Here is a 25,681-nt window from a genome sequence, read left to right as displayed (position 1 = left end):
GCAGGCTCGCCCGCGAGGACCTGGTCGACGACGCCCACTGCACGTTCGACCGAGAAGGAAGATCGTGAGCCACGAGTTCGATGCACGCCGCACGGAATGGATCGCCAAAGAGGAGCTCGCCGAGCGGATGATCCCGCTCATCGGCGGCCTCTACCGAGACCACGGGGTGGTGACCTCCATCCACGGGCGGCGGCTCATCAACCGTTCGCCGATCGCCCTCCTGAAGGCGCACCGCTTCGCCCGTCAGGCCGGTGAGGTCGAACTCGACCTCGTCGACACCATGCGCGTGCTCGAGGTGCTGCGCGAGATCGCTCCCGGCCCCGCCTCGATCGACGTGGCCCGCCTCGTCGCCCGCTACTCCGACGCCGTCGGCGAGGGCGACGCGCGTGAACTCGCCGACTTCGTGCGCGACGAGCTCTCCTCCGTCATCGCGGCCGAGGGCGAGCCCGAGGCATCCGGCACCGATGTCGTGCTCTACGGCTTCGGCCGCATCGGGCGCCTGCTCGCACGGATCCTGATCGCGCACGCCGGCAACGGCAAGGGCCTGCGCCTCCGCGCGATCGTCGTGCGCAAGGGCTCCGACAACGACCTCGTCAAGCGCGCGAGCCTGCTGCGCCGCGACTCGGTGCACGGCCCGTTCGCCGGCACGATCGAGGTCGACGAGGAGGCGAACACGATCCTCGCGAACGGCACGCTCATCCAGGTGATCTACTCGAACGACCCGGCGGCGATCGACTACACGGCCTACGGCATCGACGACGCGATCGTCGTCGACAACACGGGTCGCTGGCGCGACGAGGCGGGGCTGTCGCAGCACCTGCAGGCGAAGGGCGTCGCCCGGGTCCTGCTCACGGCTCCCGGCAAGGGCGCGATCAAGAACATCGTGCACGGCATCAACCACGACGACATCACCGATGCCGACGCGATCCTCTCGGCCGCCTCGTGCACGACGAACGCCATCACGCCGGTGCTGAAGGCCATCGAGGACGCCTACGGCGTCGTGCGCGGCCACGTCGAGACCGTGCACTCGTTCACGAACGACCAGAACCTCATCGACAACTTCCACTCGGGCGACCGGCGCGGGCGCTCGGCCGCGCTCAACATGGTCATCACCGAGACGGGCGCCGCGAAGGCCGTCGCCAAGGCCCTGCCCTCGTTCGCGGGCAAGCTCACCGGCAGCGCGATCCGCGTGCCGACGCCCGACGTGTCGCTCGCGATCCTGAACCTGCAGCTCGAGCAGCCGGCAGAGAAGGCGTCGCTCAACCGCTACCTCCGCCAGGTGTCGCTCACCTCGCCGCTCCGCCAGCAGGTCGACTACATCGAGTCGCCCGAGGTCGTCTCGACCGACTTCGTGGGCTCGAACCGCGCCGGCATCGTCGACGGGCTCGCGACGATCGCCGACGGCACCGACGCGATCGTCTACGTCTGGTACGACAACGAGTACGGCTACTCCTGCCAGGTCGTGCGGGTCATCGAGGCGATGGCGGGCACGCACCCCGTCGTGCTGCCCGAGCGCCAGTCGGTCGTCCTCGAGCGCGAGGTCGTCGCCGCGCTCTGAGCTCGGCTTCAGAACGAGACGGATGCCCCGTGCGCACGCCCGCGCACGGGGCATCCTTCATTCTGCTCCCAAGCGAGCGCTCGGTTGGCCGTAGGGTGGAGTCATGAGCACTGAAGCCGTCATCGTCGACGTCGTCCGCACGCCCGTGGGGCGCGGCAAACCCGGGGGACTCCTCTCCGGCATCCACCCCGTCGACCTCCTCGCGGGGGTGCTCGACACCCTCGTCAATCGCAGCGATCTCGACCCGGCGCTGATCGACGACGTCATCGGCGGCTGCGTCAGCCAGATCGGCGAGCAGAGCTACAACATCACGCGCAACGCCGTGCTCGCGGCCGGCTTCCCCGAGCACGTGCCCGGCACCACGATCGACCGTCAGTGCGGCTCGAGCCAGCAGGCGGCGACGTTCGCGGCGCAGGCCGTGCTCGCCGGTCAGGCCGATATCGTCATCGCGTGCGGCGTCGAATCGATGAGTCGCGTGCGGCTCGGCTCGAGCGCGGCAGGCGCCGACCCCTATGGCTCGCGCATCCGCACGCGCTACCCCGACGGGCTCGTGAACCAGGGCGTCTCGGCCGAACTGATCGCGGCCAAGTGGGGCTTCGAGCGCGACGAGCTCGACGCCTATGCGGCGCGTTCGCATGAGCTCGCCGCCGCTGCGCAGAGTGCCGGCGCCTTCGCGAGCGAGGTCGTGCCCGTGCCCGGCATCGACTCGTTGACCGACGAGACGGTCCGCCCGGGCACCTCCGCGGAGTCGCTCGGCGGCTTGAACGCGGCCTTCCGCACCGACGACCTCGCCGGACGCTTCCCGGAGCTCGACTGGCGCATCACGCCCGGCAACTCCTCGCCGCTGACCGACGGCGCCTCCGCCGCCCTCATCATGAGCGCCGAGCGCGCCGAACAGCTCGGCCTCACGCCGCGGGCGCGGTTCCGTGCGTTCTCGGTCGTCGGCAGCGACCCGCTCTACATGCTGACCGGCGTGATCCCCGCGACCGAGAAGGTGCTCGCTCGCTCCGGACTCACGCACGACGACATCGACGCCTACGAGGTCAACGAGGCGTTCGCGTCGGTGCCGCTCGCCTGGCTTGCAGAGACCGGGGCGGATGTCGCGAAGCTCAACCCCCGCGGCGGCGCCATCGCCCTCGGGCATGCGCTCGGCTCATCGGGCACGCGACTGCTCACGACGCTCGTGAACCAGCTCGAGGCCACCGGCGGACGCTACGGGCTGCAGACGATGTGCGAGGGCGGCGGCATGGCCAACGCCACGATCATCGAACGCATCTGACGCTCCGCCCCTCCTGACCAGACTCGGAACCATCCCGAAGGGACGCACCACATGCAGTTGAACGGAACAGGCGCGATCGTCACCGGCGGCGCATCGGGACTCGGGCGCGGCACGGCCGCCGTGCTCGCCGCCGCGGGCGCCGAGGTCGTCATCGTCGACCTTCCGGGCTCGCCCGGCGAGCAGACCGCGAGCGAGCTCGGCGAGCGCGTGCGCTTCGCGCCGGCGGACGTCACCGACGAGGCATCCGTGCAGGCGGCGATCGACCTCGTGCAGGAACGCGCACCCCTTCGGGTCGCCGTGAGCTGTGCGGGCATCGCGACCGCCGGGCGCACGGTCGGGCGCGACGGCCCCCTCGCGCTCGACGCGTTCGAGCGCACCATCCGCATCAACCTCATCGGCACGTTCAACGTCGCTCGGCTCGCGGCGGCGGCGATGGCGGCGAACGAGCCCGTCACGGCGCAGTCGCTGCCCGGCGTGCCCGAGACCGCCGAGCGCGGCGTCATCGTGAACACCGCCTCGGTCGCGGCGTTCGACGGGCAGGTCGGACAGGCGGCCTACTCGGCGTCGAAGGGCGGTGTCGCGGCTATGACCCTGCCGCTCGCCCGCGACCTCTCGAAGCTGCTCGTGCGGGTCGTCACGATCGCGCCCGGCATCATGCAGACGCCGATGATGGCCGGCATGCCGCCCGAGGTGCAGGCCTCGCTCGAAGAGCAGATCCCGCACCCGTCGCGCATGGGCACGCCCGCCGAGTACGCGGCGCTCGTGCGGCACATCATCGAGAACCCGCTGCTGAACGGCGAGACGATCCGCCTCGACGGCGCGATCCGCATGGGCCCCAAGTAGGGCGACGGATTCTCGCGGCCGCCCGGAGACGGGGAGAGGGGCGGATGCTGCGGCATCCGCCCCTCTCCCGTGCCGTGCCGGCCGCCGCAGGGTCAGACCCGCTCACTCCGCGGGCTGCGGTTGCCCGGGAAGTCGAGCGTGCCGCGGCCGCCGCCACGCGCGGCCTTGATGAGGCCGTCGATCGCGTCCCACACGCTCACGCCGATGACGACGGCGACGAAGAGCACCGACAGCACCCACTCGGCATCGGCGTCGAGGTGCGGCTCGATCAGGGCGAGGAACTCGGGGCTGAAGAGCCGTCCCTCGATGAAGAGCCAGATGACGGGAATCGCGAAGGCGGCGTTCAGTGCCACGTTGACGAGTGCAGCCGCCCAGCTCCAGTCGCTGCGGTAGATCCACACGGCGAACACCGCCTCGAGCACGACGAGCAGGAGGAGGTACGGCAGCCAGAACGACCACAGGTCGGGGTCGAGCAGCGGCACCGACGAGCGTTCGCCGCCGATCCACACGATGCCGAACTGCTGCCACACGAGGAACCCGGCGGCGATCGCGAGCCAGGCCAGGCTGGCGATCAGGTCGCTCCGCCGATGCGGGCGACGCAGCTCGGGCAGCTGGGGGAGCTGCTCCGGAGTCCAGCCGAGCGTGTCATCCACGCCCTTGCCGGTGCCCGTGTCGTACCGCTCGATCAGGGCGAACACCAGCGTCACCCAGAACGCCAGGTGCATGGCCACGGTGATGCCGATGCCGATCGCGGAGCCGATGACCTCCCAGCCGCCGCCGGAGATCACGAGTCCGAGCGCGGACGCGCCGGCCGCGATGGCCGGGATGAATGACTCGAGGAAGATCAGCAGGCGCTTCCAGGTGAGGAAGTACCTCGGTCCGATCAGCACGAGGGGCCGGTCGCTGTAGGTCGCAGCGAGGGCCGCCGGATGGCCGAGCTCGACGAGCGCGTCGCGCTCGGCCGACTCGGGGGTCGAGGCGCCCGAGTCGACGCGGGCCTCGATCGTGTCCGCGATGCGCTCGGCGAGATCGCGGGAGAGCTCCTCGCGTTGCGTCGCCGGGAGCGTGCGCGTGGCCGCGAAGAGGTAGCGGTCGGTGAGCTCGGTCATGATTCGTCTCCGGTCGTGAGTCCGGCGAGCGCGTCGTCGATGCGCCGCCAATCGGTCATGAGTGCGTCGGCGAGCAGTTCGCCGGTGGTGCTCGTGCGGTAGAACTTGCGGGGCCGGGCCTCGTCGGTGTTCCACTCGCTCGTGAGCAGGCCCTGCTTCTCGAGTCGCCGAAGCAGCGGGTACAGGGTGTTCGCGTCGACGAGGATGCCGAGCGTGTTCAGCGACTCGAGCAGCGCGTAACCGTAGTCGGGCGTGCGCAACCGCACGAGGCAGGCGAGCACGACGGTGCCGCGACGGAGCTCCTGCAGGTGCCCGGCGGTCGTCTCATCGAGGTTCATGAGTCACACGATACTGTGTGTCACACACTAATGCAATAGAAACTTCATAGTGCAGCGGATGCCGCGGCTCGCCCGCCGCCCGTCGCCCGCGCGTGGGTCCCGTCCGCGCGAACGCCGAGTCGCCGGATGAATCGCACGACACGCCGCTTCGCCACGGCGTGTCGCGCGTTTCGTCCGGCGACTCGGCGCGGCGGAGGGGGCGGCGAAGGGCGAGAGGCGGGACGAGGGGCGGAGGCGTCAGCGGAGGCGTCAGCGGGGGCGGGGACGAGCGGGAGGGCAGGGGAGGAGTTGGGCCTACTGCTCGGCGTGCGCCTCGAGGAACCGGTAGACCGCGGAATCGTCGACGCCCGGGAACGTGCCGGAGGGCAGCGGCGAGAGCACGTGCGCGTGCAGGCGGGCGCTCGGCCACGCCCGCCCGGCCCAGCGCTCGGCGAGCTCCGACGGCGCACGGCGGCAGCACGACTCGTCGGGGCAGGTCGAGACGGCGCGCTGGGTCGTCTCGCGCCCGCGGAACCACTTGGCCTGGTTGAACGGCACGCCGACCGAGATCGAGAACTCCGCGGCATCCGTGCGCCCCGTCTGCGTCGCGCACCAGAAGGTGCCGGCGGGGGTGTCGGTGTACTGGTAGTTCTCGGTCGTGCGGTTGGTGTGGCCGAACGCGGTGCGGGCGCTCCACCTCTTGCACACCCATTGGCCCTCGATCGATCCGGTGACGTCGGTCGGCAGCGGCAGGCCGTCGTTCTCGTACCCCTTCAGCAGGGCGCCGTCGCCCGCGACGCGGAGGAAGTGCAGCGTCATGTCGAGGTGGCTCGTCGCGAGGTTCGTGAAGCGCAGCGCCGCCGCCTCGTGCGTGACGCCGAAGGCGTCGCGGAAGTCCTCGATGGCGAGTCGCTTCTCCTTCTTCGCGGCCTGCAGGAACGAGACGGACGCCTCGCGGGGCATGAGGCACGCGGCGGCGAAGTAGTTGATCTCGAGCCGCTGCCAGAGGAACTCCGCGTAGCTCGCCGGACGCTCGTGCCCGAGCAGTCGGTGCGCCATCGCCTGCAGCGCCATCGACCGCAGGCCGTGGCCGCCGGGGATCGACGCCGGCGGCAGGTAGATGCGCCCGTTCGCGATGTCGGTGATCGACCGCGTCGAGTCGGGCAGGTCGTCGACGTAGATGAGCTGGAAGCCGAGCTTCTCGGCCATGACGCTCACCTCGCGGTGCGTGAGGGCGCCCGAGCGGTGGCCTGAGGAACGCACCTGATCTTCGGCGAGCTGCTCGATGTCGGGGAAGTAGTTGTCGCGCTCGCGCATGCGCTCGCGCAGCTCGGTGTTGGCGCGCCGCGCCTCTTCGGGCGTCGCGATGGCCTCGCTCGCCCGTCGCTGCAGCTCCTGGTGGAGCCCGACGATCGCCTCGAGCGATTCATCGGTGATGCCGCGGCCGGGGCGGATCGCGGGCAGCCCGAGGCTCGCGTACAGCGGGCTCGACTGCGCCCGCCCGAGCTCGAGCTCGAGGGCGGCGCGCCGGCTCGGCGCCTCGCGGGAGAGGAGGTCGGCCAGCTCGACGTCGAGCGAGGCCGCGAGCGAGTCGAGCAGCGAGAGCTTCGGCTCGCGCTTGCCGTTCTCGATGAGCGAGAGCTGGCTGCCCGCCATGCCGACCGCATCGCCGAGCTGGTCGAGCGTGAGTCCGCGCTGGCTGCGGAAATGGCGGATGCGCTGGCCGAGGGTCGCGAGATCGGGGGAGCCTGCCTTCATGGCTTAAGGATAGCGAAAGAACGCGCATTCTTAACGACCGATTTGGCCGAACGGATGCTCCAACAGCCCGCATTCTTGAAGTACGAACCAGTTCCGGCCCTCGGTCGGCACCTTTTGGAAGGGACGAAGATGACCATCTCCGAGTTCTCGATCGGCACAGAGGCATCCGACTCGGCCGGCAGCATCCGTCGCGGAACCACCGACGCAGCCCTGCGCGCGTGGGTCGACGAGATCGCCGGCCTCACCAAGCCCGATGAGATCGTCTGGTGCGACGGTTCGCAGCACGAGGCCGACCTGCTGACGAAGCAGCTCGTCGCGGAGGGCAAGCTCATCAAGCTGAACCCCGAGTGGCGGCCCAACAGCTTCCTCGCGCGCACCGACCCGAAGGACGTCGCGCGCGTCGAGGATCGCACGTTCATCTGCTCGACGTACGAAGAGGACGCCGGCCCGACGAACAACTGGCGCGACCCGCGCGAGATGCGCGCCGAGCTGACCGACGTCTTCGACGGCTCGATGAAGGGTCGCACGATGTACGTCGTGCCCTTCTCGATGGGCCCGCTCGGCGGCCCCATCTCGCAGCTCGGCGTCGAGATCACCGACTCGCCCTACGTCGTGCTCTCGATGGGCATCATGACCCGCATGGGCGACGCCGTCTACCGCCTCATCGAAGCCGGCGAGCCGTGGGTGCGCACCGTGCACTCGGTCGGCTACCCGCTCATCGACGGCGTCGGCCACCGCCGCGCCGAGGCCGACTGGCCCTGCAACGACACCAAGTACATCGTGCAGTTCCCCGACTCCCGCGAGATCTGGTCGTACGGCTCCGGCTACGGCGGCAACGCGCTGCTCGCCAAGAAGTGCTTCGCGCTGCGCATCGCGAGCGTCATGGCGCGCGACGAAGGCTGGCTCGCCGAGCACATGCTGCTCATCAAGATCACCTCGCCCGAGGGCAAGGCGTACCACGTCGCCGCCGCATTCCCGTCGGCGTGCGGCAAGACCAACCTCGCCATGCTGCGCCCGACGATTCCCGGCTGGAAGGTCGAGACGATCGGCGACGACATCGCCTGGATGCGCCCCGGCGACGACGGTCGCCTCTACGCGATCAACCCCGAGGCCGGGTTCTTCGGCGTCGCGCCGGGCACTGGTGAGACCACGAACCCGACGGCCGTGCAGACGCTCTGGGGCAACACGATCTTCACGAACGTGGCGCTGCGCCCCGACGGCGACATCTGGTGGGAGGGACTGACCGACGAGGCGCCCGCCGAGCTCACCGACTGGCAGGGCAATCCGTGGACGCCCGACTCGGGTCGCCCCGCCGCGCACCCGAACTCGCGCTTCACCGTGGCGGCAGCCCAGTGCCCGCAGATCTCCGACGACTGGGATGCCCACGACGGCGTGCCGATCGACGCGATCCTGTTCGGCGGCCGCCGCGCGACGAACGTGCCGCTCGTCGCCGAGGCGCGCAGCTGGAAGCACGGCGTCTTCATGGGCGCGACGATCTCGTCGGAGAAGACCGCCGCTGCCGAAGGCACCGTCGGCGAGCTCCGCCGCGACCCGTTCGCGATGCTCCCGTTCTGCGGTTACAACATGGCCGACTACTGGGGTCACTGGGTCAAGATGGGTCGCGTGCTCGGCGAGAACGCGCCGAAGATCTTCCAGGTCAACTGGTTCCGCAAGGGTTCCGACGGCTCGTTCCTCTGGCCCGGGTTCGGTGAGAACTCGCGCGTGCTCGAGTGGATCGTCGGACGCATCGAGGGCACGAGCGACATCGTCGAGACGCCGATCGGCCTGATCCCGGCATCCGGTTCGCTCGACCTCGACGGCCTCGAGATCACGGATGACGCGCTCGAGCAGCTCTTCGACGTCGACCGCGACTCGTGGCTCGCGGAGTGCGAGCTCACCGACGAGTACTTCGGCCAGTTCGGCGACCGGGTGCCCGCGGCGCTCCGCGCCGAGCTCGCGAGCCTGCGCTACCACCTGCAGCACCAGGGCGCGTAGCGTCCACGGAGGCGCCACCACCGCCTGATCGCGGGGGTGGCGCCGCCGTGCCGCCTGCGGATGCCGCGGACGTCTGCGCTCGGGAAGGCGCGCGCCCGCGGCATCCGTCGACGGCACGTCGGCACGCCTGACGCGGCTGCACGCCCGCCCGCGCTACCGTGTGCGCGAGGGGGCGATCATGGAGTTCGGCACGGTCATCGAAGCGATCGGCGAGGTCATCGACGTGCTCGGCGTCGCGGCGATCGTGATCGGCATCGTCTACGCGGTGGTCGACGCGGCGGTGCGGGGACTCCGCCGGGTGAACCCGGTGTACACGCGATTCCGCCGGGTGCTCGGGCGGGCGATCCTGCTCGGCCTCGAACTGCTCGTGGCCGCCGACATCATCAAGACCGTCGCGGTCACCCCGACGCTCGACTCGGTCGCGGTGCTCGCGATCATCGTGCTCATCCGGACGTTCCTCAGCTGGTCGCTCGAGCTCGAGATCTCCGGCCGCTGGCCGTGGCAGAAGCGCAGCTCGCCCGAAGACGAGCCTTCGCTCGCGCAGACCGAGGCGGGCTGACGGCTCGCCACCTTGGTCGTCAGTCGGGCAGCGTCGTCCGCGGCGCATCGCCGGTGACGGAGGCCTCGCCGAGCGGCCACGCTCCGAGCACTCGGCGATGATGCGCGCCCGTCGACGGTCGCATGTCGACGAGGGCGAGTTGCCGGAGCACCACCCGGTCGCCGGGAGCCACCCCGCCGTGGCGCTTGACGGTGACGTGCGGGCGGTAGTCGGTGCGGACGTGGCCCGCATCGATGTCGGCGGCGGCGAGCGCCGCAAGCGCGGTGACACGGAGTGCGGCGAGCTCGCCGCCGTCCCGGATGAGGGTCACGGGAACGTCGTGTCTGCGACCGAACATCGCGGGCTCGCCCGCCGTGCAGCTGATGGTCCGGGCGGTGCGGCCCACCCCGCCGAGCGCGACTGCGACGACATCGGCGGGCCGGTCGGTTGAGAACGGCTCGACGAGGGTGACGTGCAGGGGCCAACCCGCGACGGTGAACGATTCGTCGGCAGCGAGCGGCGACAGCGGCAGAACGACGACGAAGCGCGCCATCCACCGATTCTCGTCTGCCACGGGCGGCGCGTACAGAGGCTGTCGGTCGCGGCGGAGGCCGAGTCCGACGAGGACGTGAAATCGGTCGTCGGTGTGCTGAGTAATTCTCGACAATGACGAGGTCGGGGGGCACAATGGGCATGTGACGAGCGCTCACGCCCAATTCGTGGCCATCGGCGTCGCGCTCGTCCTGGTCGGGGCGATCAGCGGCTGTGGTGTCACCGCCACGCTCCACGCCGAGGCTACCCCCAGCCCCAGCCCCGTCTTCACGCCCCGTCCGAATCCGATGGCCACCGTGGGGGAGGGCTGGATCGCGTACTCCACCCCTGGGCCAGAGGAGGACATCTTCTTCGTCGAGGCAGGTTCCGTTCCGCACCTCGTCCTCGAGTCCGACGGCGCCTCTCGCGGTCAGGTGTGCCCCGCGTTCTCCCCCGACGGCACCCGGCTCGCTTCCGGGCAAGGTGGCTACGGGCAGATGAATCCGCAGGACGGCGCTCTGGTGATCACCGACCTCGACGCGAAGGGTCACGTCGCCGCCTCCGAGGTGATCCCGCTCGACGGGCTGCGTCAGCAGCCGTGCCCGATCTGGTCGCCGGACGGCCGGTGGGTTGCATTCGGTGTCGGATCGGCGGTGAACTTCCACACCTGGGCCTATGGGGTGGCCAGGGACGTCTGGCTGTTCGACACGAAGACGAGTGAGATTCGCCGGCTGCCGAAACTTTCGGCGACCGATATCGAGTGGGCAGGTGACAGTTCCCAGGTGTACATCGCGGCCCGGAACGGCATCGAGGTCTACTCATTGGCCGACGATCGAACCCGCCTCCTCGACGACAGTCGGGGTGTCGTTGCCCTGAGCGCCTCGCCGGACGGCGGCTCACTCGCCGTGGAGCGACGACGAGATGGCCCGGTCGGACTCACCGACCACTTCGAGCTCGTGCTGATGCGGGTCGACGGCACCAACCGGCGCGTCCTCGTCGAGGACTACGCGCACAATCTCGGGATCGGTCCGGTGTGGTCACCGGACGGGAATCGGATCGTCTTCCAGGGCGGAGAGGGCGCCCCATTGTTCTTCCGAGCGGGCGAGTCGTTCACCGACGGCGAGAAGGACGAGGTCATCGTCGTGATCGTCGGCGACGACGACGCGCTCGGACCGTTCGGAACGCAGACGGTGCTCGCCCCCATCCAGACCACCGAAGGCGAAGGAACCCGACACTGGCTCCCCGCTGCGGTCAGTTGGGCTCCCGACAGCGCCGCCCTGCGCTTCATCGGCTGGGAGTTGCTGGTGCCCGAGGGAGGTCCAGCAAGCTCGGCACTGCTCGTCGTGCCCGTCGAAGGCGCGGCAGCGCCCGAGATCCTGTGGGAGGGTGCTGCCACCGGACCGCCCACGAGTGTCCCGCAGAACGACTTCCAGGGCTGGAGTCGATAGGGAAGCGGACACGCTCCTACGAGGTCAGGCGACATGCGGTTCGTCGAGACGGCCGAGCAGCCGCAGCATCGCGGCGGGCGCGTAGCGGAACTCGATCGTGCCGCTCGCGCCCGGATCGGTCGGCCCGATCCACGTGCTCGAACCCTCGTGCACGCGCACCCAACCGTTCTCGAAGAGCAAGTCGGTGCCGATGACGAAGGCCATCGCCGGGGACTCGCCCTGGCGCACGGCGATCGAGCCCTCGAAGACCTGCGACGCCGAGGCGTCCTGGTCCTCGCGGCACTGCACGCCGACGAGGGGGCGTGCGATCGGCGTGGCGAAGCCGGTGACGTGGAACGGGCTGGCCTTCGCGACGTCGGCGACGACGCCGAAGTTCACGCTCGTCGAGACGAGGCTGAGCGCGGCCTGCCCATCGAGCACGAGGCGGCTCGAGACGCGGAATCGGTAGAAGAGCCGGCCGGACTCCCGTGCCGGCGGCAGCACGGCGAGGCTCGCCCAGTTGCGCGACCACGCGAGCGGCTCGCCGTCGCGGTTCGGCGGGTCGTAGAGGCTCGCGGTCAAGCGCACGGCGCCATCGGGCTGCGTCGAGGCGGCCTGCAGCGATGAGCGGCCGCGGTCGTCGTCGGGCATGACGTCCCGCACGGCGGTGAATGCCGGCAGCCGCAGCGGCTCCCAGTGCCGGAGCCAGCCCTGGATGCCGGCCTGGACGCGATCGAAGGAGTTGCCGAGACCGCTTCGGGTCGTGGCCGTCTCCGCGTCGTCCCTCGAATCGGGCAGCTCGTCGATGAGGTCGACGGGCAGTTCGTCGAGGTGTGCGAGATCGCGCTCGTTCGAGACGGTTGCGATGGTCATGGTGGTCCTCCGTGGGGCATGGGCGCTTGGCATCCAGTGGGGGATGCGGGAGTCCACGCTACGAAGGTCGCGCCGGTACGCCATCCGAGCAAGCACTGAGTTTCGCTCGGGTTCGCACTGAGGCCGGCATCGCCGCAGCTCCTCGAGGAGCCACGGCGACGCGCACGTCACACGAGCAGCTGGTGCGCCGCCAGATCGCGGTAGAGCGGCACCGCGGCGACGAGCTCGGCGTGGGTGCCCTCGCCGATCACGCGCCCCTCGTCGAGCACGATGATGCGGTCGGAGTCGATGACCGTCGAGAGCCGGTGCGCGATCACGATGAGCGTGCGACCCTCGGAGACCGCGTCGACGGCATCGCGCATCATGCGCTCGTTGACGCCGTCGAGCGATGAGGTCGACTCGTCGAGCAGCAGGATCGGGGGAGCGGCGAGCAGCGCGCGGGCGATCGCGAGTCGCTGGCGTTCGCCGCCCGAGAGCATGATGCCGTCGTCGCCCACCGCGGCGTCGAGGCCGGCAGGGTCGCGATCGAGCACGCCGCCGAGGTTCACGGCGCGCAGCACCTGTTCGCACGCCGCGTCGCTCGCGTCGGGGCTGCCGAGCTTCAGGTTGTCGCGGAGGCTGCCGGCCAGCACCGGGGCATCCTGTTCGACGTAGCCGATCTGCGCGCGGAGCTCTGCGCGGTCGATCGATCGCAGGTCGAGGCCGCCCATGCGCACCGTGCCGACCGAGGGATCGTAGAACCGCTCGACGAGTGCGAGGATCGTCGACTTGCCGGCGCCCGAGGGGCCCACGAGCGCGATGCGCTGCCCTCGCGGCACCTGGAAGGAGACGCCGCGCAGGACCGGCTGGCGGTCGGTGACGTCGGGTTCGGGCAGGTGCTCGTCGGCGGACTCGTTCGCCGGGTCGGCCGGGTCCTGCCGCGTCGCCGCGTAGGCGAAGGTGACGTCGTCGAAGGCGATCGCCGGGGCATCCGGCAGCACGCCCGCGTTCGCCTCGCCGACCATGAGGGCGAGCGGTGCGAGTTCGCGGTCGTGCGCGTCTTCATCGGGCAGATCGAGGATCTCCTGGATGCGGCCGAGCGCACCGAGCGCCTGGTTCACCGAGGTGATCGCGCCGAAGAACAGGCCGAGCGGCATGATCATCATGAACAGGAAGAGGATGAAGGCGACGAGGTCGGCGACCTCGAGAGCGCCGGATGCCACGCGGAAACCGCCGACGCCGAGCACCACGAGGAACGACACCTGCATCGCGATGCCCGCGACCGGCACGATGAGGGCGGAGATCTTCGCGACCTTCACGCCCATCTGCCAGGCGCCCTCGGCGTGCGCTTCGACGTCGCGGATCTCGCGTTCGGTCGCCCCGGCAGCGCGGATGGTGCGCACCGCGCCGATCGCGCGTTCGACCGATGCCGCGACGTCGCCGACCTTCGCCTGCGCCTCGTGCGACGCCTCGCGCACGTGGCGCGACAGCAGCGTGACGGTCGTGATGGCGACGGCGATGACGAGCACGGTGAGTCCGAGCAGCACGGGGTCGATGACGAGCATCGCGATGAGCGCGCCGATGAACGTGACCGTGCCGCCGATGGCCTCGACGAGGCCCTGCGTGAGCACTGCGCGCAGCATCGTGGTGTCGCTGCCGACGCGCGAGACGAGGTCGCCGGTGCGACGCGTGTCGAACTCGGCGATCGGCAGCCGGAGCAGCTTGCCGATGAGGCGCTTGCGGCTCGAGAGCACGACGCCCTCACCGGTGCGTTGCAGCAGGTAGTGCTGGTAGCCCGTGATGACGCCGCTGACGATGACGAGGGCGACGAGCGCCCAGACGATGCCGCCGAGTGCGGCGCCGGACTCGACGACCTGGATCACCTGGGCGACGAGGAGCGGTTGTGCGAGGCTCGTGAGCGCGCCGACGACGGAGAGGATCGCGACCCAGATGAGCACCGGCCGGTGCTCGAAGATGAACGGCAGCAGCTGCCGGAACGTGGCGCGAGGGCCGGTGGCCTCGCCGCGCCGCGAGAAGGGGGATCGTCGGGTCCGGGTGTCGCTCATGTCCTCTTCCTGGCCTGCGCGACGGGCGGATGCCGCATCCGCCCGAGTGTCGCAAAATCGCCGTCTTGCAGCTTACGTGCCCTACCTGCGTCCGTACTTCTTGTGCACCGCCTGCTTGGAGACCTCGAGCGCGAGGGCGATGAGCTGCCAGCTCGCCCCGGTCGCACGCGCCCGCCGCACGGCGGTGGCCTCGGCGCGGTCGAGCTCGCGGGTGAGTTCGATGCGCGCGTGGTGGAGCGTGCGGAGCGCGCGATACGGGTCGTCGCCGTCTGCGGCCGCGATCGCGGTTCGAATGGTGTTGTCGTCCATGGGCGTCAACGGTAGTTGACGTTCCGCCCTTCGTCAATGCGGGTTGACGTGCGGCGACGGTTGCGGCAGGGCACGATGGGGGGATGGACCCGACCACGGCCGCACTCGTCGGCATCTCGCACGGCACCGCATCGCCCGACGGGCAGGCCGCGGTGCAGCGGCTCATCGACGCCGTCGAATCGTCGGCGTCGGCCGCGTCGCCGGTCACGGTGCGCCTCGGCCACGTCGACGTGCAGCAACCGGATGTCGCGGCCACCCTCGCCGCGCTCCCGCCCGAGTCGCCCGCGGTCGTCGTGCCGCTGCTGCTCTCGGCGGGGTACCACGTGCATGTCGACCTTCGACGCGAGATCGAGGCCGTCGTCGATCGCCCGGTGCGGCTCGCCGCCGCCCTCGGCCCCGACGACCGACTCGTCGAGGTGCTTCGCCGCCGTCTCGACGAGGCCGGCGCGACGCCGGACGATCTCATCGTGCTGGCGGTCGCCGGGTCGAGCGACGCGCGCGCCGTCGACGACTGCCGGGACATGGGCGAGCGACTCGCGTCCGCGCTCGGTGCCCCGGTGACGGTCGGCTTCCTCTCCGCGGCGGAACCCAGGCTCGGCGAGGCGATCACCGAGGTGCGAGCGGCCGCCGGCTCGCGCCGGGTCGTCGCGGCGAGCTACCTGCTCGCGCCGGGGTACTTCCAGGATCTCGCGGCGGCCGCCGGCGCCGACCTCGTCACCGAGCCCCTGTTGACCCCCGACGACGCCCCCGACGAGCTCGTCGACGTCGTGCTCGACCGATTCGCAGTGGCGGTCGCAGCGGCGGTCACGCCAGCGGACTCGGAGGGCTCCCGACCGGCGCGGAGAGCATAGCGCGAGTCGCCCCGCCGCACCGATTGTGACGCAGCATTGCCGCGATTGACGCCGTGTTGCCTTCCTTGCCGTGATGTGACGGCGCTCGTTCCGGCGTGCTTCCAACCCGCCTAGCCTCGGTCCAACCCGCACTCAGCGGTGACCGAGGAGACACATGACGCAGGAGACGATCGAGGCGCCGAACCGCCCGGCGACCCGCTCCGGCGAGCGTCCGCCCCGCCCGGCGAGCCGCCCGCACGGGCAGTGGAAGGTCGACGGCACGGCACCGCTCAACGGCAACGAGGAGTGGAAGCAGGTCGACAACGGCCTGAGCGTGCGCGAGCGCATCGAGCGCGTCTACTCGAAGGGCGGATTCGCGTCGATCGATCCGACCGACCTGCACGGGCGCTTCCGGGTCTGGGGGCTCTACACGCAGCGCAAGCCCGGCATCGACGGCGGTCGCACCGCGATGCTCGAGCCGCACGAGCTCGAAGACGAGTACTTCATGCTGCGCGTGCGCATCGACGGCGGCCAGCTCACGACCGAGCAGCTCCGCGTGATCGCCGACATCTCGATCGACTTCGGACGGGACACCGCCGACCTCACCGATCGCCAGAACATCCAGCTCCACTGGATCCGCGTCGAGGACGTGCCCGAGATCTGGCGGCGCCTCGAGGCCGTCGGGCTCGGCACCACCGAGGCCTGCGGCGACGTGCCCCGCGTCGTGCTCGGGTCACCCGTCGCCGGCATCGCCTCCGACGAGCTCATCGACCCGACCGCGCAGATCGACGAGATCACGAGCCGCTTCATCGGCGACGAGACGCTCGCGAACCTGCCCCGCAAGTTCAAGACCGCGGTCACCGGGCACCCGAGCCAGGACGTGGTGCACGAGATCAACGACGTCGCGTTCGTCGCGGTGCAGCATCCCGCGCTCGGCATCGGCTACGACCTCTGGGTCGGCGGCGGGCTCTCGACCTCGCCGCGCCTCGCCGAGCGCCTCGGCGTCTTCGTCGCCCCCGAGCAGGTCGCAGACGTCTGGCACGGCGTCGCCCAGATCTTCCGCGACTACGGCTACCGGCGCCTCCGCAACAAGGCGCGCCTGAAGTTCCTGCTCGCCGACTGGGGCACCGAGAAGTTCCGCGAGGTGCTCGAGACCGAGTACCTCGACGCCCCGCTGCCCGACGGGCCCGCGGCCCCCAAGCCGCTCGCGCACGGCGACCACGTCGGCGTGCACCGCCAGAAGGACGGCCGGTTCTACGTCGGCGCCACGCCGATCGTCGGCCGCGTGTCGGGCCCGACGCTCAAGAAGCTCGCCGAGCTCATCGAGGGGCACGGTTCGACGCGGCTGCGCACCACGCCGCACCAGAAGATCGTGATCCTCGACATCCCCGAAGACCGGGTCGAGTCGCTCATCACCGGCCTCGACGAGCTCGGCCTCTCGGCCCGGCCGAGCCTCATCCGCCGCGGCACCATCGCCTGCACGGGCATCGAGTTCTGCAAGCTCGCGATCGTCGAGACCAAGGCCTTCGCCACCGCCGCGGTGCTCGACCTCGAGCGCACGCTCGACGGCTTCGACCTGCCGCACCCGATCAGCCTGCACGTCAACGGCTGCCCGAACTCGTGCGCCCGCATCCAGACGGCCGACATCGGCCTCAAGGGCCAGCTCATCATGAACGACGCCGGCGAGCAGGTGCCCGGGTACCAGGTGCACCTCGGCGGCGGCCTCGCGACGGCCGATCGTGACGAGGCGGGCCTCGGCCGCACCGTGCGCGGGCTCAAGGTCGAAGCCGACGGCATCGCCGGCTACGTCGAGCGGGTCGTCAAGCGATTCCTCGACGATCGCGACGCCGTCGCCGACGAGACGTTCGCCGAATGGGCGCACCGCGCCGACGAGGAGGTGCTCCGATGAGCGTCTCCCTCGCACCGCGCGCCACGGCGCTGCGCACCCACGACGAACTGCGCGCGCTCGCCGCGTCGGGCGACGCCGAACTCCGCAGCCTCGCCGCCGACGAGGCATCCGCCTACGAGGTCATCGCCTGGGTCGCACGCAACTTCGACGCGGATGCCGCTGCTGTCGCCTGCTCGATGGCCGACGCCGTGCTCCCGCACGTCGTGGCCCAGTCGCTGCCGGGCGTCGACGTGCTCTTCCTCGACACCGGCTACCACTTCGCGAAGACCTACGAGACGCGAGATCGGGTCGCGTCGGCGCTCGACGTCCGCGTGGTCGACGTGCTGCCCGAGCTCACGGTCGCCGAGCAGAACGCGAAGTACGGGCGCGACCTGTTCGCCCGCGACGCCGCCGAGTGCTGCGCCATGCGCAAGGTCGCACCCCTGCACGATGCGCTCGGGGGGTACGAGCTGTGGTTCACGGGCGTGCGCCGCGACGAGGCGCCGACCCGCACGAACACCCCGCTCGTGACGTTCGACGATCGCAACGGACTCGTGAAGGTCAACCCGCTCGCGGCGTGGAGCTTCGACGAGCTGATCGACTACTCGAGCGCCTTCGGCGTCCCCGTGAACGAGCTGCTGACCCAGGGCTATCCGTCGATCGGCTGCGAGCCGTGCACCCGGCAGGTGGCCGAGGGCGAAGACCCGAGGGCCGGCCGCTGGTCGGGTCTCGACAAGACGGAATGCGGGTTGCACGTATGAGCGCCATCGACACCTTCCCCGTCGAGACCGGCATCGACGCGCTCGACGCCCTCGAGTCCGAGGCGATCCACATCATCCGCGAGGTCGTCGCCGAGTTCGAGCGGCCCGTGCTGCTCTTCTCGGGCGGCAAGGACTCGGTGCTCGTGCTGCACCTCGCGGCCAAGGCCTTCTGGCCGGGCAAGGTGCCGTTCCCCGTGCTGCACGTCGACACGGGACACAACTTCCCCGAGGTCATCGACTTCCGCGACCGAACGGTCGAGCGGCTCGGGCTGCGCCTCGAGGTCGCCTCCGTGCAGGACTACCTCGACGACGGCCGGCTGCAGGAGCGGGCCGACGGCACGCGCAACCCGCTGCAGACGCAGCCGCTGCTCGACGCGATCGCGGCGGGCCGGCACGACGCCGTCTTCGGCGGGGCCCGGCGCGACGAGGACAAGGCGCGCGCCAAGGAGCGGATCCTGAGCCTCCGCGACGAGTTCGGCCAGTGGGATCCGCGCAACCAGCGCCCCGAGCTCTGGGACCTCTACAACGGCCGCCACACCGTGGGCCAGCACGTGCGGGCGTTCCCGATCTCGAACTGGACCGAGCTCGACGTGTGGCGCTACATCGAGCGCGAGCAGATCGAGCTCCCGCCCCTCTACTACGCGCACGAGCGCGAGGTCTACCGCCGCGACGGCATGTGGCGTGCGATCTCCGAGGTCTCGCCCCCGCGTGCCGACGAGCTCGTCGAGCGACGCACGGTGCGGTATCGCACGGTCGGCGACATGAGCTGCACCGGCGCAGTCGAGTCCGCCGCGGCATCCGTCGCCGACGTCGTGGCCGAGGTCGCGACCTCGACGCTCACCGAACGCGGTGCCACCCGTGCCGACGACCGCATCTCGGAGGCCGCCATGGAGGATCGCAAGAAGGACGGGTACTTCTGATGAGCGACGCACTGTTCCGCTTCGCCACGGCCGGTTCGGTCGACGACGGCAAGTCGACCCTCGTGGGCCGCCTCCTGCACGACTCGAAGGCGATCCTCGCCGACCAGCTCGAGTCGGTCGCCCGCACCTCCGCCGAGCGCGGCTTCGGCGGCGAACCCGGCGCGATCGACTTCGCGCTGCTCACCGACGGCCTGCGCGCCGAGCGCGAGCAGGGCATCACGATCGACGTCGCCTACCGCTACTTCTCGACCGGTCGCCGGTCGTTCATCCTCGCCGACTGCCCCGGGCATGTGCAGTACACGCGCAACATGGTGACCGGGGCCACCACCGCCGACGCCGTCGTCGTGCTCGTCGACGCCCGCAACGGCGTGCTCGAGCAGACCCGGCGCCACCTCGCCGTCGTCGCGCTGCTGCGAGTGCCGCACGTGATCATCGCCGTCAACAAGATCGACCTGCGCGGATTCTCGCAGGCCGCGTACACCGCGGTCGCCGACGAGGTCTCCGCGCTCGTCGTCGACCTCGGCCTGCCCGCGGCCCACGTCATCCCGGTCTCCGCCCTCGCGGGCGACAACGTGGTCGACCGTTCGGCGAACACGCCCTGGTACGACGGTCCGAGCCTCATCGAGCTGCTCGAGGCGCTGCCCTCCCTCGACGAGCTCGAGACCGAGCTCGAGGCGCTGCGGATGCCGGTGCAGCTCGTCATCCGCCCGCAGGGCGCCGTGGCGCACGACGTCGAGGACCCCGAGCGGTTCCGCGACTACCGCGCGTTCGCCGGGCGCATCGCCTCGGGCACCGTGCGGGTCGGCGATCGCGTGCAGGTGTTCCCCGGGGGTGCGACGACGACCGTGACGGGCATCGACGCCGGACCGCGCGAGCTCGACGCGGCATCTGCGCCCCGCTCGGTCTCGCTCCGGCTCGCCGACCAGCTCGACGCCGCACGCGGCGCCGTCATCGTGGCGGCCGGCGCACTGCCCGAACCGCGTCGCGAACTCGACGCCGCGCTGTTCTGGCTCGGGGCGGTTCCCCTTCGCCCGGGCGCCCGCGTGCTCGTGAAGTCGGGCACGACGACCGTGCAGGCGCTCGTGCCCGAGATCGTCGGACGCCGCGACCTCGACTCGCTCGAACTCGAGCCGGCCGCGCTGCTCGAGATCAACGACATCGGCCAGGTGCGCGTGCGCCTCTCGGCCGAACTGCCCGTCGAGGAGTACGCCGCACATCGCCGTGCCGGCGCGTTCCTCGTCATCGACCCGCAGTCGGGCGCCACGCTCGCCGCCGGGATCGTCACCGCACCGGTGACCCCAGACACCGGCGATGCCGGGAGCACCCGCACGACCACCGACACCGAAGGAGTAGCAGCATGACCGCAACATCACGCACCCGTTCCCGCCTCGGCCTGGTCGCGGGCATGATGCTCGCGGCGGCGATCGTCACGGCGGCGGTGCTCTCCCTGAGCGGCTGCGCGCCGCAGTCGGCGGCGGGGGAGGCGGCGGAAGCCTCGACCACGCCTGCAGCCGAGCTCCGACTCGGGTACTTCTCGAACGTCACTCACGCCCCCGCGCTCGTGGGCCTGCAGGAGGGCCTCTTCGCCGACGCGCTCGGCGACACGAAGCTCTCGACCCAGGTGTTCAACGCGGGCCCGGCCGCGATCGAGGCGCTCTCGGCGGGAGCCATCGACGCGACCTACATCGGGCCGAACCCGTCGATCAACACGTTCATCCAGTCGGGCGGGCAGTCGGCGCACATCGTCGCCGGCGCTGCGACCGGGGGAGCGGCGCTCGTCGTCCGCGACGGCATCGACTCGGTAAAGGACCTCGAGGGCACGACCATCGCGACGCCGCAGCTCGGCAACACGCAGGACGTGGCGCTGCGCTCGTGGCTCGCGGGCGAAGGCTACGAGACCGACACCACGGGCGGCGGCGACGTGCACATCACGCCGACCGAGAACGCGCAGACGCTCACGCTCTTCCAGCAGGGCGGCCTCGAGGGCGCCTGGCTGCCCGAGCCGTGGGTCTCGCGACTGATCGTCGACGCCGGTGCGCACGTGCTCGTCGACGAGGCCGACCTCTGGGAGGACGGCGCCTTCCCGACGACCGTGCTGCTCGTTCGCGCCGAGTTCCTCGAGGAGCACCCCGAGACGGTGCGGGCGCTGCTCGAGGGCCACGTGGCATCCGTCGCCTGGCTGGATGACCACGCGGCCGAGGCGCCGGCCGTCATCAACGCGGCGCTCGAAGCCGACACGGGCAAGCCGCTGGCCGACGAGGTCATCACCCGGGCGCTCGAGCACGTGACGTTCTCGGTCGACCCGCACGCCGAGACATTCGAGACCCTCGTCGCGAACGGACTCGAGGCGGGCACCCAGAAGGACGGCTCGATCGACGGGCTGTTCGACCTGCGGCTCCTGAACGGGCTGCTCGAAGCCGATGACGCCGACCCGGTCTCGGCCGGCGGCCTCGGCGAGGAGTAGAGCGATGAGCGGGCAGACGGCCATCCGCATCGAGCAGCTCGGCAAGCGCTTCGGCGCCGGCCCGCTCGTGCTCGACGACGTGAACCTTTCGGTCGAGACCGGAGAGTTCGTCTGCCTGCTCGGCGCCTCGGGATGCGGCAAGTCCACGCTCCTGAACCTCATCGCGGGCCTCGATCGCCCGACGACCGGAACGATCGACGTTCCGGCAGGGGGCGCCGCGGTGATGTTCCAGGAGTCGGCGCTCATGCCGTGGCTCACCGCCCGCCAGAACGTCGAGCTCGCGCTGCGCCTGCGCGGCGTCGCACGGTCGGCACGGCGAGGCGAGGCGCTCGAACTGCTCGACACGGTCAACCTCGCGGATGCCGCGGAGAAGCGCCCCCACGAGCTCTCGGGCGGCATGCGCCAGCGCGTCGCCCTCGCCCGTGCACTCGCGCAGGACCGGCCGGTGCTCCTCATGGACGAGCCGTTCGCCGCCCTCGACGCGATCACCCGCGACCTCCTCCACGAGGAGCTCGAGCGAGTCTGGCGCCGCACGGGGCGCACCATCGTCTTCGTCACACACAATGTCCGCGAAGCTGCTCGGCTCGGGCAACGGGTCGTCCTCCTGTCGTCCCGGCCCGGCCGAGTCGCGGGCGAGTGGCGCATCGCCGAGACCTCCGGCCGTCGCATCGAGTCGCCCGAGGTCGCGGCGCTCTCGATCGAGATCACGGAACAGCTCCGGAAGGAGATCCGCCGAAATGCCGCATGACATCGTGACCGAGGCTCCGCCGCTCGACGAGTCCGCGCTCGCAGGGGCCGAAGCCGGCACGCAGCTCCCGTCTCGAACCGCCCATGACGACCTCCGCAGCCTCGAGGCGGGCCTCGACCGCCTGCAGACCGACCCCGAGCACGCGCCCGGCATCTGGCAGCGCTTCGTCACGAGCGTGCTGCCGCCCATCCTCTTCGTCGTCGCCCTCGTCGCGGCGTGGCAGCTCTACGTCGTGATCGCGCAGCCGCGCCCCGACATCGTGCCCGGCCCGCTCGACGTCGTCGCCGCGATCGCCGGGGCGTGGGAGTCGGGCCGACTGCAGCTCGCCGTCGTCACGAGCCTCGAGCGCGGCGTCGTCGGATTCCTCATCGCCGTCGTCGTGGGCACCCCGCTCGGGCTCCTGCTCGCCGAGGTGAAGCCGCTGCGCCGCGCCATCGGCCCGATCATCTCGGGCCTGCAGGTGCTGCCGTCGGTCGCATGGGTGCCGGCCGCGATCATCTGGTTCGGCCTGACCGACGCGACGGTCTACTTCGTCGTGCTCATGGGGGCCGTGCCGTCGATCGTGAACGGGCTCATCGCAGGGGTCGAGCAGGTGCCGCCGCAACTCCGCCGAGTCGGCACGGTGCTGGGCGCGGGGCCGTCGCGTCTCGCCGCCTTCGTCGTGCTCCCCGCGGCGCTTCCCGGCTACGTCGCCGGACTCAAGCAGGGCTGGGCGTTCTCGTGGCGCTCGCTCATGGCCGCCGAGATCATCGCCGTCGGCGGCACGATCGGATTCGGGCTCGGTTCGATGCTCGACCAGAGCCGCGAACTCGCCGACCTCGCGGGCGTGCTCGCGACGATCCTCGTGATCCTCGCGATCGGCATCCTCATCGAACTCGTGGTCTTCGCCCCGCTCGAACGACGGATGCTGCGTCGCCGCGGCCTGCTGGGAGGCACCCGATGACCGCGGAGACGCTCGGCGACGTCGTGCTCGTCGGGGCCGGGCCCGGCGATGCGGGCCTCCTCACGATTCGGGGCCTCCGCGCGCTCGAGGCCGCCGACGTCATCGTCGCCGACCGGCTCGGCGCCCGCGGCGTGCTCGACGGGCTCGCCGCAGAGGGGGTCCGGCTCCGTGCCGAGGTCGTCGACGTCGGCAAGCTCCCCGGCCATCACGCCGTGCCGCAGGACGCGATCAACGCGCTCCTCGTCACGCTCGCCCGCGATGGCAAGCGCGTCGTGCGCCTGAAGGGCGGCGACCCGTTCATCTTCGGCCGCGGCGGCGAGGAGCTCGCCTTCTGCCGCGACCACGGCATCGATGTCGAGGTCGTGCCCGGCATCACGAGCGCCATCTCGGTGCCCGCGATCGCCGGCATCCCGCTGACGCACCGCGGCCTCGCGACGACGTTCACCGTCGTCACGGGCCATGACCAGATCCAGTCGCTCGGCGGCGGCCGCGACCACACGGTCGTGCTGCTCATGGGCATCGGCACCCTCGCGAACTCCGCGATCACCCTCGCCCGTGGCGAACGCGGCGGCGACTGCCCTGTCGCGATCGTCGAAGACGGCTACGGGCCGGCCCAGCGCGTCACCGTCGGTACGCTCGACACGATCGCCCTGCAGGCGGCGCGGCGCGGCATCCGCTCGCCCGCGGTCGTCGTCGTCGGCGACGTCGTGGCCCTGAGCCCGTACGCCGAACCCCTCGTCGAAACCAGCGAACCCCACCGAAAGGCCCAGCAGCAATGACCCGATCCCTCCGCGTCGCGATCGTCGGAGCCGGCCCGGCCGGCATCTACGCCGGCAACATCCTGAGCCGGCAGGTCGCCGAGGCCGACGGCGAGGTCGCGATCGACCTGTACGAGTCGCTGCCGGCGCCCTACGGCCTCATCCGCTACGGCGTGGCGCCCGATCACCCCCGCATCAAGGGCATCGTCAACTCGCTGCACGAGATGCTCGACGCCGGCACGATCCGCCTCATCGGCAACGTCGAGGTGGGGCGCGACATCACCGTCGACGAGCTGCGCGAGCGCTACGACGCCGTCATCCTCGCCACCGGCGCCCTGCGCGACGCTCCGCTCGACATCCCGGGCATCGACCTGCCCGGCTCCTTCGGCGCGGCCGACTTCGTCGCCTGGTACGACGGCCACCCCGACGTGCCCCGCACCTGGCCCCTCGAAGCGCAGTCCATCGCCGTCATCGGCAACGGCAACGTCGCGCTCGACGTCGCCCGCGTGCTCGCGAAGCACCCGAAGGACCTGCTGACGACGGACGTGCCGGCGAACGTCGTCGAGGGGCTCGAGGCCTCGCCCGTCACCGACGTGCACGTCTTCGGCCGCCGCGGGCCGGGCCACGTGAAGTTCACGCCCATCGAGCTGCGCGAGCTCGGCGAAGTGCCCGACGTCGACGTCATCGTCTACGACGACGACTTCGAGCGCGCCGCGAACGACCCGCACGCCGAGCAGCTGTTCGCCTCGAACAACCAGGTCAAGGTCATGACGCGCACGCTCAACGGCTGGCGCAAGCCCGAGGGCCACGAGTACACGGCGTCGCGTCGCCTCCACCTGCACTTCCTGCACGCGCCCGTCGAGGTGCTCGGCACCGACGCCGTCGAGGCCGTGCGCTTCGAGCTCACCCGCCCCGTCGGCGACGGATCGGTCGAGGGCACCGGCGAGTTCGCCGACATCCCGGTGCAGGCGATCTACCGCGCCGTCGGCTACGCGAGCTCGCCCGTCGACGGCGTTCCGTTCGACGACCGCAGGGCCGTCATCCCCAACGAGGGCGGTCGCGTGACCGACGCCACAGGTGCTCGCCTGCCCGGCGTGTACGCCACCGGCTGGATCAAGCGCGGGCCCGTCGGCCTCATCGGCCACACCAAGGGCGACGCGCTCGAGACCATCACGAACCTGCTGGCGGATGTCGCGGCGCAGGTGCTGCCCGAGCCGACCGTCGCCTCGGGGCCCGACGGCGACGAGGTGTTCGAACTGCTCGAGGCGCGGGGCATCCGCTTCACGACCTGGGCGGGCTGGCTCGAACTCGACGCGCACGAGCGCGGCCTCGGCGAGGCATGGGAGCTGGCGCTCGCCGCGCACCACGGCATCGTGCGCGAGCGCGTGAAGGTCGTGCCCCGCGATGAGCAGGTGGAGATCTCGCGCGACGGCGCCCTGGCGCTCTCGTGACGTACGTCATCGCGCTGCCGTGCGTCGACGTCAAGGACCGCGCGTGCATCGACGAGTGCCCGGTCGACTGCATCTACGAGGGCGAGCGTTCGCTCTACATCCACCCCGACGAGTGCGTCGACTGCGGTGCGTGCGAACCGGTCTGCCCGGTCGAGGCGATCTACTACGAAGACGACTTGCCGGATGTCTGGGCCGACTACTACAAGGCGAACGTCGAGTTCTTCGACGAGATCGGCTCGCCCGGCGGCGCGGCGAAGACCGGGGTGCTCGATTTCGACCACCCCCTCATCGTCGCGCTGCCGCCGCAGGCGGCCCACGCCTGACCCGTCGCCCGAC

At 71.0% G+C, this 25,681-nt stretch carries 24 protein-coding genes; 17 read left to right on the top strand and 7 right to left on the bottom strand.

Annotation, left to right across the window (positions count from 1 at the left end):
* Positions 1 to 100 precede the first annotated feature (100 nt).
* From ACFCVM_RS04660 to ACFCVM_RS04650, 3 genes are all read left to right on the top strand, one after another.
* A complete protein-coding gene (locus ACFCVM_RS04660) occupies positions 101 to 1,558 on the top strand; it encodes a glyceraldehyde-3-phosphate dehydrogenase (protein ID WP_375836654.1) in 1,458 nt (485 codons plus the stop codon).
* A gap of 103 nt (positions 1,559 to 1,661) precedes the next feature.
* The gene (locus ACFCVM_RS04655) at positions 1,662 to 2,837 is read left to right on the top strand and encodes a thiolase family protein (RefSeq protein ID WP_375834459.1); all 1,176 of its coding nucleotides are present in this window, start codon (positions 1,662 to 1,664) and stop codon (positions 2,835 to 2,837) included.
* A gap of 51 nt (positions 2,838 to 2,888) precedes the next feature.
* The gene (locus ACFCVM_RS04650; protein WP_375834457.1) at positions 2,889 to 3,680 is read left to right on the top strand and encodes an SDR family NAD(P)-dependent oxidoreductase; all 792 of its coding nucleotides are present in this window, start codon (positions 2,889 to 2,891) and stop codon (positions 3,678 to 3,680) included.
* A 92-nt stretch (positions 3,681 to 3,772) separates the two neighbouring features.
* Here ACFCVM_RS04650 and ACFCVM_RS04645 read toward each other — a convergent pair whose 3' ends face one another.
* The 3 genes from ACFCVM_RS04645 to ACFCVM_RS04635 form a co-directional block, all read right to left on the bottom strand.
* Positions 3,773 to 4,789 (bottom strand): permease prefix domain 1-containing protein, encoded by a 1,017-nt coding sequence (locus ACFCVM_RS04645; protein WP_375834454.1) that lies wholly within the window; start codon positions 4,787 to 4,789, stop codon positions 3,773 to 3,775.
* Positions 4,786 to 5,127, bottom strand: coding sequence for a PadR family transcriptional regulator (locus tag ACFCVM_RS04640; RefSeq protein WP_375834451.1), 342 nt, complete (start codon positions 5,125 to 5,127; stop codon positions 4,786 to 4,788). Before ACFCVM_RS04640 ends, ACFCVM_RS04645 begins: the two co-directional genes overlap by 4 nt.
* Positions 5,128 to 5,421: 294 nt before the next feature.
* Positions 5,422 to 6,864 carry a helix-turn-helix domain-containing protein gene (locus ACFCVM_RS04635; protein WP_375834448.1) on the bottom strand — a complete coding sequence of 481 codons (1,443 nt, stop codon included), beginning with the start codon at positions 6,862 to 6,864 and terminating at the stop codon, positions 5,422 to 5,424.
* Positions 6,865 to 6,993: 129 nt separating this feature from the next.
* Between ACFCVM_RS04635 and ACFCVM_RS04630 the strand changes: the two genes are divergently transcribed.
* Both ACFCVM_RS04630 and ACFCVM_RS04625 read left to right on the top strand, forming a co-directional pair.
* Positions 6,994 to 8,859, top strand: coding sequence for a phosphoenolpyruvate carboxykinase (GTP) (locus ACFCVM_RS04630; RefSeq protein ID WP_375834446.1), 1,866 nt, complete (start codon positions 6,994 to 6,996; stop codon positions 8,857 to 8,859).
* A 178-nt stretch (positions 8,860 to 9,037) separates the two neighbouring features.
* Complete coding sequence (locus ACFCVM_RS04625; RefSeq protein ID WP_375834443.1) at positions 9,038 to 9,418, top strand: DUF1622 domain-containing protein; 381 nt, start codon at positions 9,038 to 9,040, stop codon at positions 9,416 to 9,418.
* 19 nt (positions 9,419 to 9,437) lie between these two features.
* On the opposite strand, the gene ACFCVM_RS04620 is transcribed toward ACFCVM_RS04625, so the two are convergent.
* On the bottom strand, positions 9,438 to 9,950 hold the full coding sequence (locus tag ACFCVM_RS04620; protein WP_375834440.1) for a 2'-5' RNA ligase family protein: 513 nt from the start codon (positions 9,948 to 9,950) through the stop codon (positions 9,438 to 9,440).
* Between the two features lie 142 nt (positions 9,951 to 10,092).
* On the opposite strand from ACFCVM_RS04620, the gene ACFCVM_RS04615 reads away from it, so the two are divergent.
* Complete coding sequence (locus tag ACFCVM_RS04615) at positions 10,093 to 11,376, top strand: TolB family protein (protein WP_375834437.1); 1,284 nt, start codon at positions 10,093 to 10,095, stop codon at positions 11,374 to 11,376.
* Positions 11,377 to 11,400: 24 nt separating this feature from the next.
* Here the strand turns inward: ACFCVM_RS04615 and ACFCVM_RS04610 are convergent, their stop codons facing one another.
* The 3 genes from ACFCVM_RS04610 to ACFCVM_RS04600 all read right to left on the bottom strand — a co-directional run bounded on the left by ACFCVM_RS04610 (position 11,401) and on the right by ACFCVM_RS04600 (position 14,582).
* Positions 11,401 to 12,228 carry a hypothetical protein gene (locus ACFCVM_RS04610; RefSeq protein WP_375834435.1) on the bottom strand — a complete coding sequence of 276 codons (828 nt, stop codon included), beginning with the start codon at positions 12,226 to 12,228 and terminating at the stop codon, positions 11,401 to 11,403.
* 167 nt (positions 12,229 to 12,395) lie between these two features.
* The gene (locus ACFCVM_RS04605; protein ID WP_375834433.1) at positions 12,396 to 14,273 is read right to left on the bottom strand and encodes an ABC transporter ATP-binding protein; all 1,878 of its coding nucleotides are present in this window, start codon (positions 14,271 to 14,273) and stop codon (positions 12,396 to 12,398) included.
* Positions 14,274 to 14,354: 81 nt separating this feature from the next.
* Positions 14,355 to 14,582 (bottom strand): hypothetical protein, encoded by a 228-nt coding sequence (locus tag ACFCVM_RS04600; RefSeq protein ID WP_375834430.1) that lies wholly within the window; start codon positions 14,580 to 14,582, stop codon positions 14,355 to 14,357.
* An 83-nt stretch (positions 14,583 to 14,665) separates the two neighbouring features.
* Between ACFCVM_RS04600 and ACFCVM_RS04595 the strand changes: the two genes are divergently transcribed.
* The 11 genes from ACFCVM_RS04595 to fdxA all read left to right on the top strand — a co-directional run bounded on the left by ACFCVM_RS04595 (position 14,666) and on the right by fdxA (position 25,668).
* Complete coding sequence (locus ACFCVM_RS04595; RefSeq protein ID WP_375834427.1) at positions 14,666 to 15,433, top strand: sirohydrochlorin chelatase; 768 nt, start codon at positions 14,666 to 14,668, stop codon at positions 15,431 to 15,433.
* A gap of 154 nt (positions 15,434 to 15,587) precedes the next feature.
* Positions 15,588 to 17,321, top strand: a complete 1,734-nt coding sequence (locus ACFCVM_RS04590) for a nitrite/sulfite reductase (protein ID WP_375834425.1) — start codon at positions 15,588 to 15,590, stop codon at positions 17,319 to 17,321.
* Positions 17,318 to 18,061: a phosphoadenylyl-sulfate reductase gene (locus tag ACFCVM_RS04585; protein WP_375834423.1), complete on the top strand. Its 744-nt coding sequence runs from the start codon at positions 17,318 to 17,320 to the stop codon at positions 18,059 to 18,061. Before ACFCVM_RS04590 ends, ACFCVM_RS04585 begins: the two co-directional genes overlap by 4 nt.
* Positions 18,058 to 18,981: a sulfate adenylyltransferase subunit CysD gene (gene cysD, locus ACFCVM_RS04580; protein WP_375834420.1), complete on the top strand. Its 924-nt coding sequence runs from the start codon at positions 18,058 to 18,060 to the stop codon at positions 18,979 to 18,981. Before ACFCVM_RS04585 ends, cysD begins: the two co-directional genes overlap by 4 nt.
* A complete protein-coding gene (locus ACFCVM_RS04575; protein ID WP_375834417.1) occupies positions 18,981 to 20,342 on the top strand; it encodes a sulfate adenylyltransferase subunit 1 in 1,362 nt (453 codons plus the stop codon). Before cysD ends, ACFCVM_RS04575 begins: the two co-directional genes overlap by 1 nt.
* Entirely contained in the window at positions 20,339 to 21,445 is a 1,107-nt protein-coding gene (locus ACFCVM_RS04570; protein WP_375834414.1) for an ABC transporter substrate-binding protein, read from the top strand. The genes ACFCVM_RS04575 and ACFCVM_RS04570 overlap by 4 nt, the downstream gene beginning before the upstream one ends.
* A 4-nt stretch (positions 21,446 to 21,449) precedes the next feature.
* Positions 21,450 to 22,193: an ABC transporter ATP-binding protein gene (locus ACFCVM_RS04565; RefSeq protein WP_375834411.1), complete on the top strand. Its 744-nt coding sequence runs from the start codon at positions 21,450 to 21,452 to the stop codon at positions 22,191 to 22,193.
* Positions 22,183 to 23,136: an ABC transporter permease gene (locus tag ACFCVM_RS04560; protein WP_375834409.1), complete on the top strand. Its 954-nt coding sequence runs from the start codon at positions 22,183 to 22,185 to the stop codon at positions 23,134 to 23,136. The genes ACFCVM_RS04565 and ACFCVM_RS04560 overlap by 11 nt, the downstream gene beginning before the upstream one ends.
* Positions 23,133 to 23,915, top strand: coding sequence for a uroporphyrinogen-III C-methyltransferase (gene cobA, locus ACFCVM_RS04555; protein WP_375834406.1), 783 nt, complete (start codon positions 23,133 to 23,135; stop codon positions 23,913 to 23,915). Before ACFCVM_RS04560 ends, cobA begins: the two co-directional genes overlap by 4 nt.
* Positions 23,912 to 25,345 carry an FAD-dependent oxidoreductase gene (locus ACFCVM_RS04550; RefSeq protein WP_375834403.1) on the top strand — a complete coding sequence of 478 codons (1,434 nt, stop codon included), beginning with the start codon at positions 23,912 to 23,914 and terminating at the stop codon, positions 25,343 to 25,345. The genes cobA and ACFCVM_RS04550 overlap by 4 nt, the downstream gene beginning before the upstream one ends.
* On the top strand, positions 25,342 to 25,668 hold the full coding sequence (fdxA, locus tag ACFCVM_RS04545; protein ID WP_375834400.1) for a ferredoxin: 327 nt from the start codon (positions 25,342 to 25,344) through the stop codon (positions 25,666 to 25,668). Before ACFCVM_RS04550 ends, fdxA begins: the two co-directional genes overlap by 4 nt.
* Positions 25,669 to 25,681 lie beyond the last annotated feature (13 nt).

Source organism: Agromyces sp. NPDC056389 (genome assembly GCF_042262385.1).
GTDB lineage: Bacteria > Actinomycetota > Actinomycetes > Actinomycetales > Microbacteriaceae > Agromyces.
Note: the sequence above shows the minus strand (reverse complement) of the source record. Positions and strands in the feature narration are given on the sequence as shown.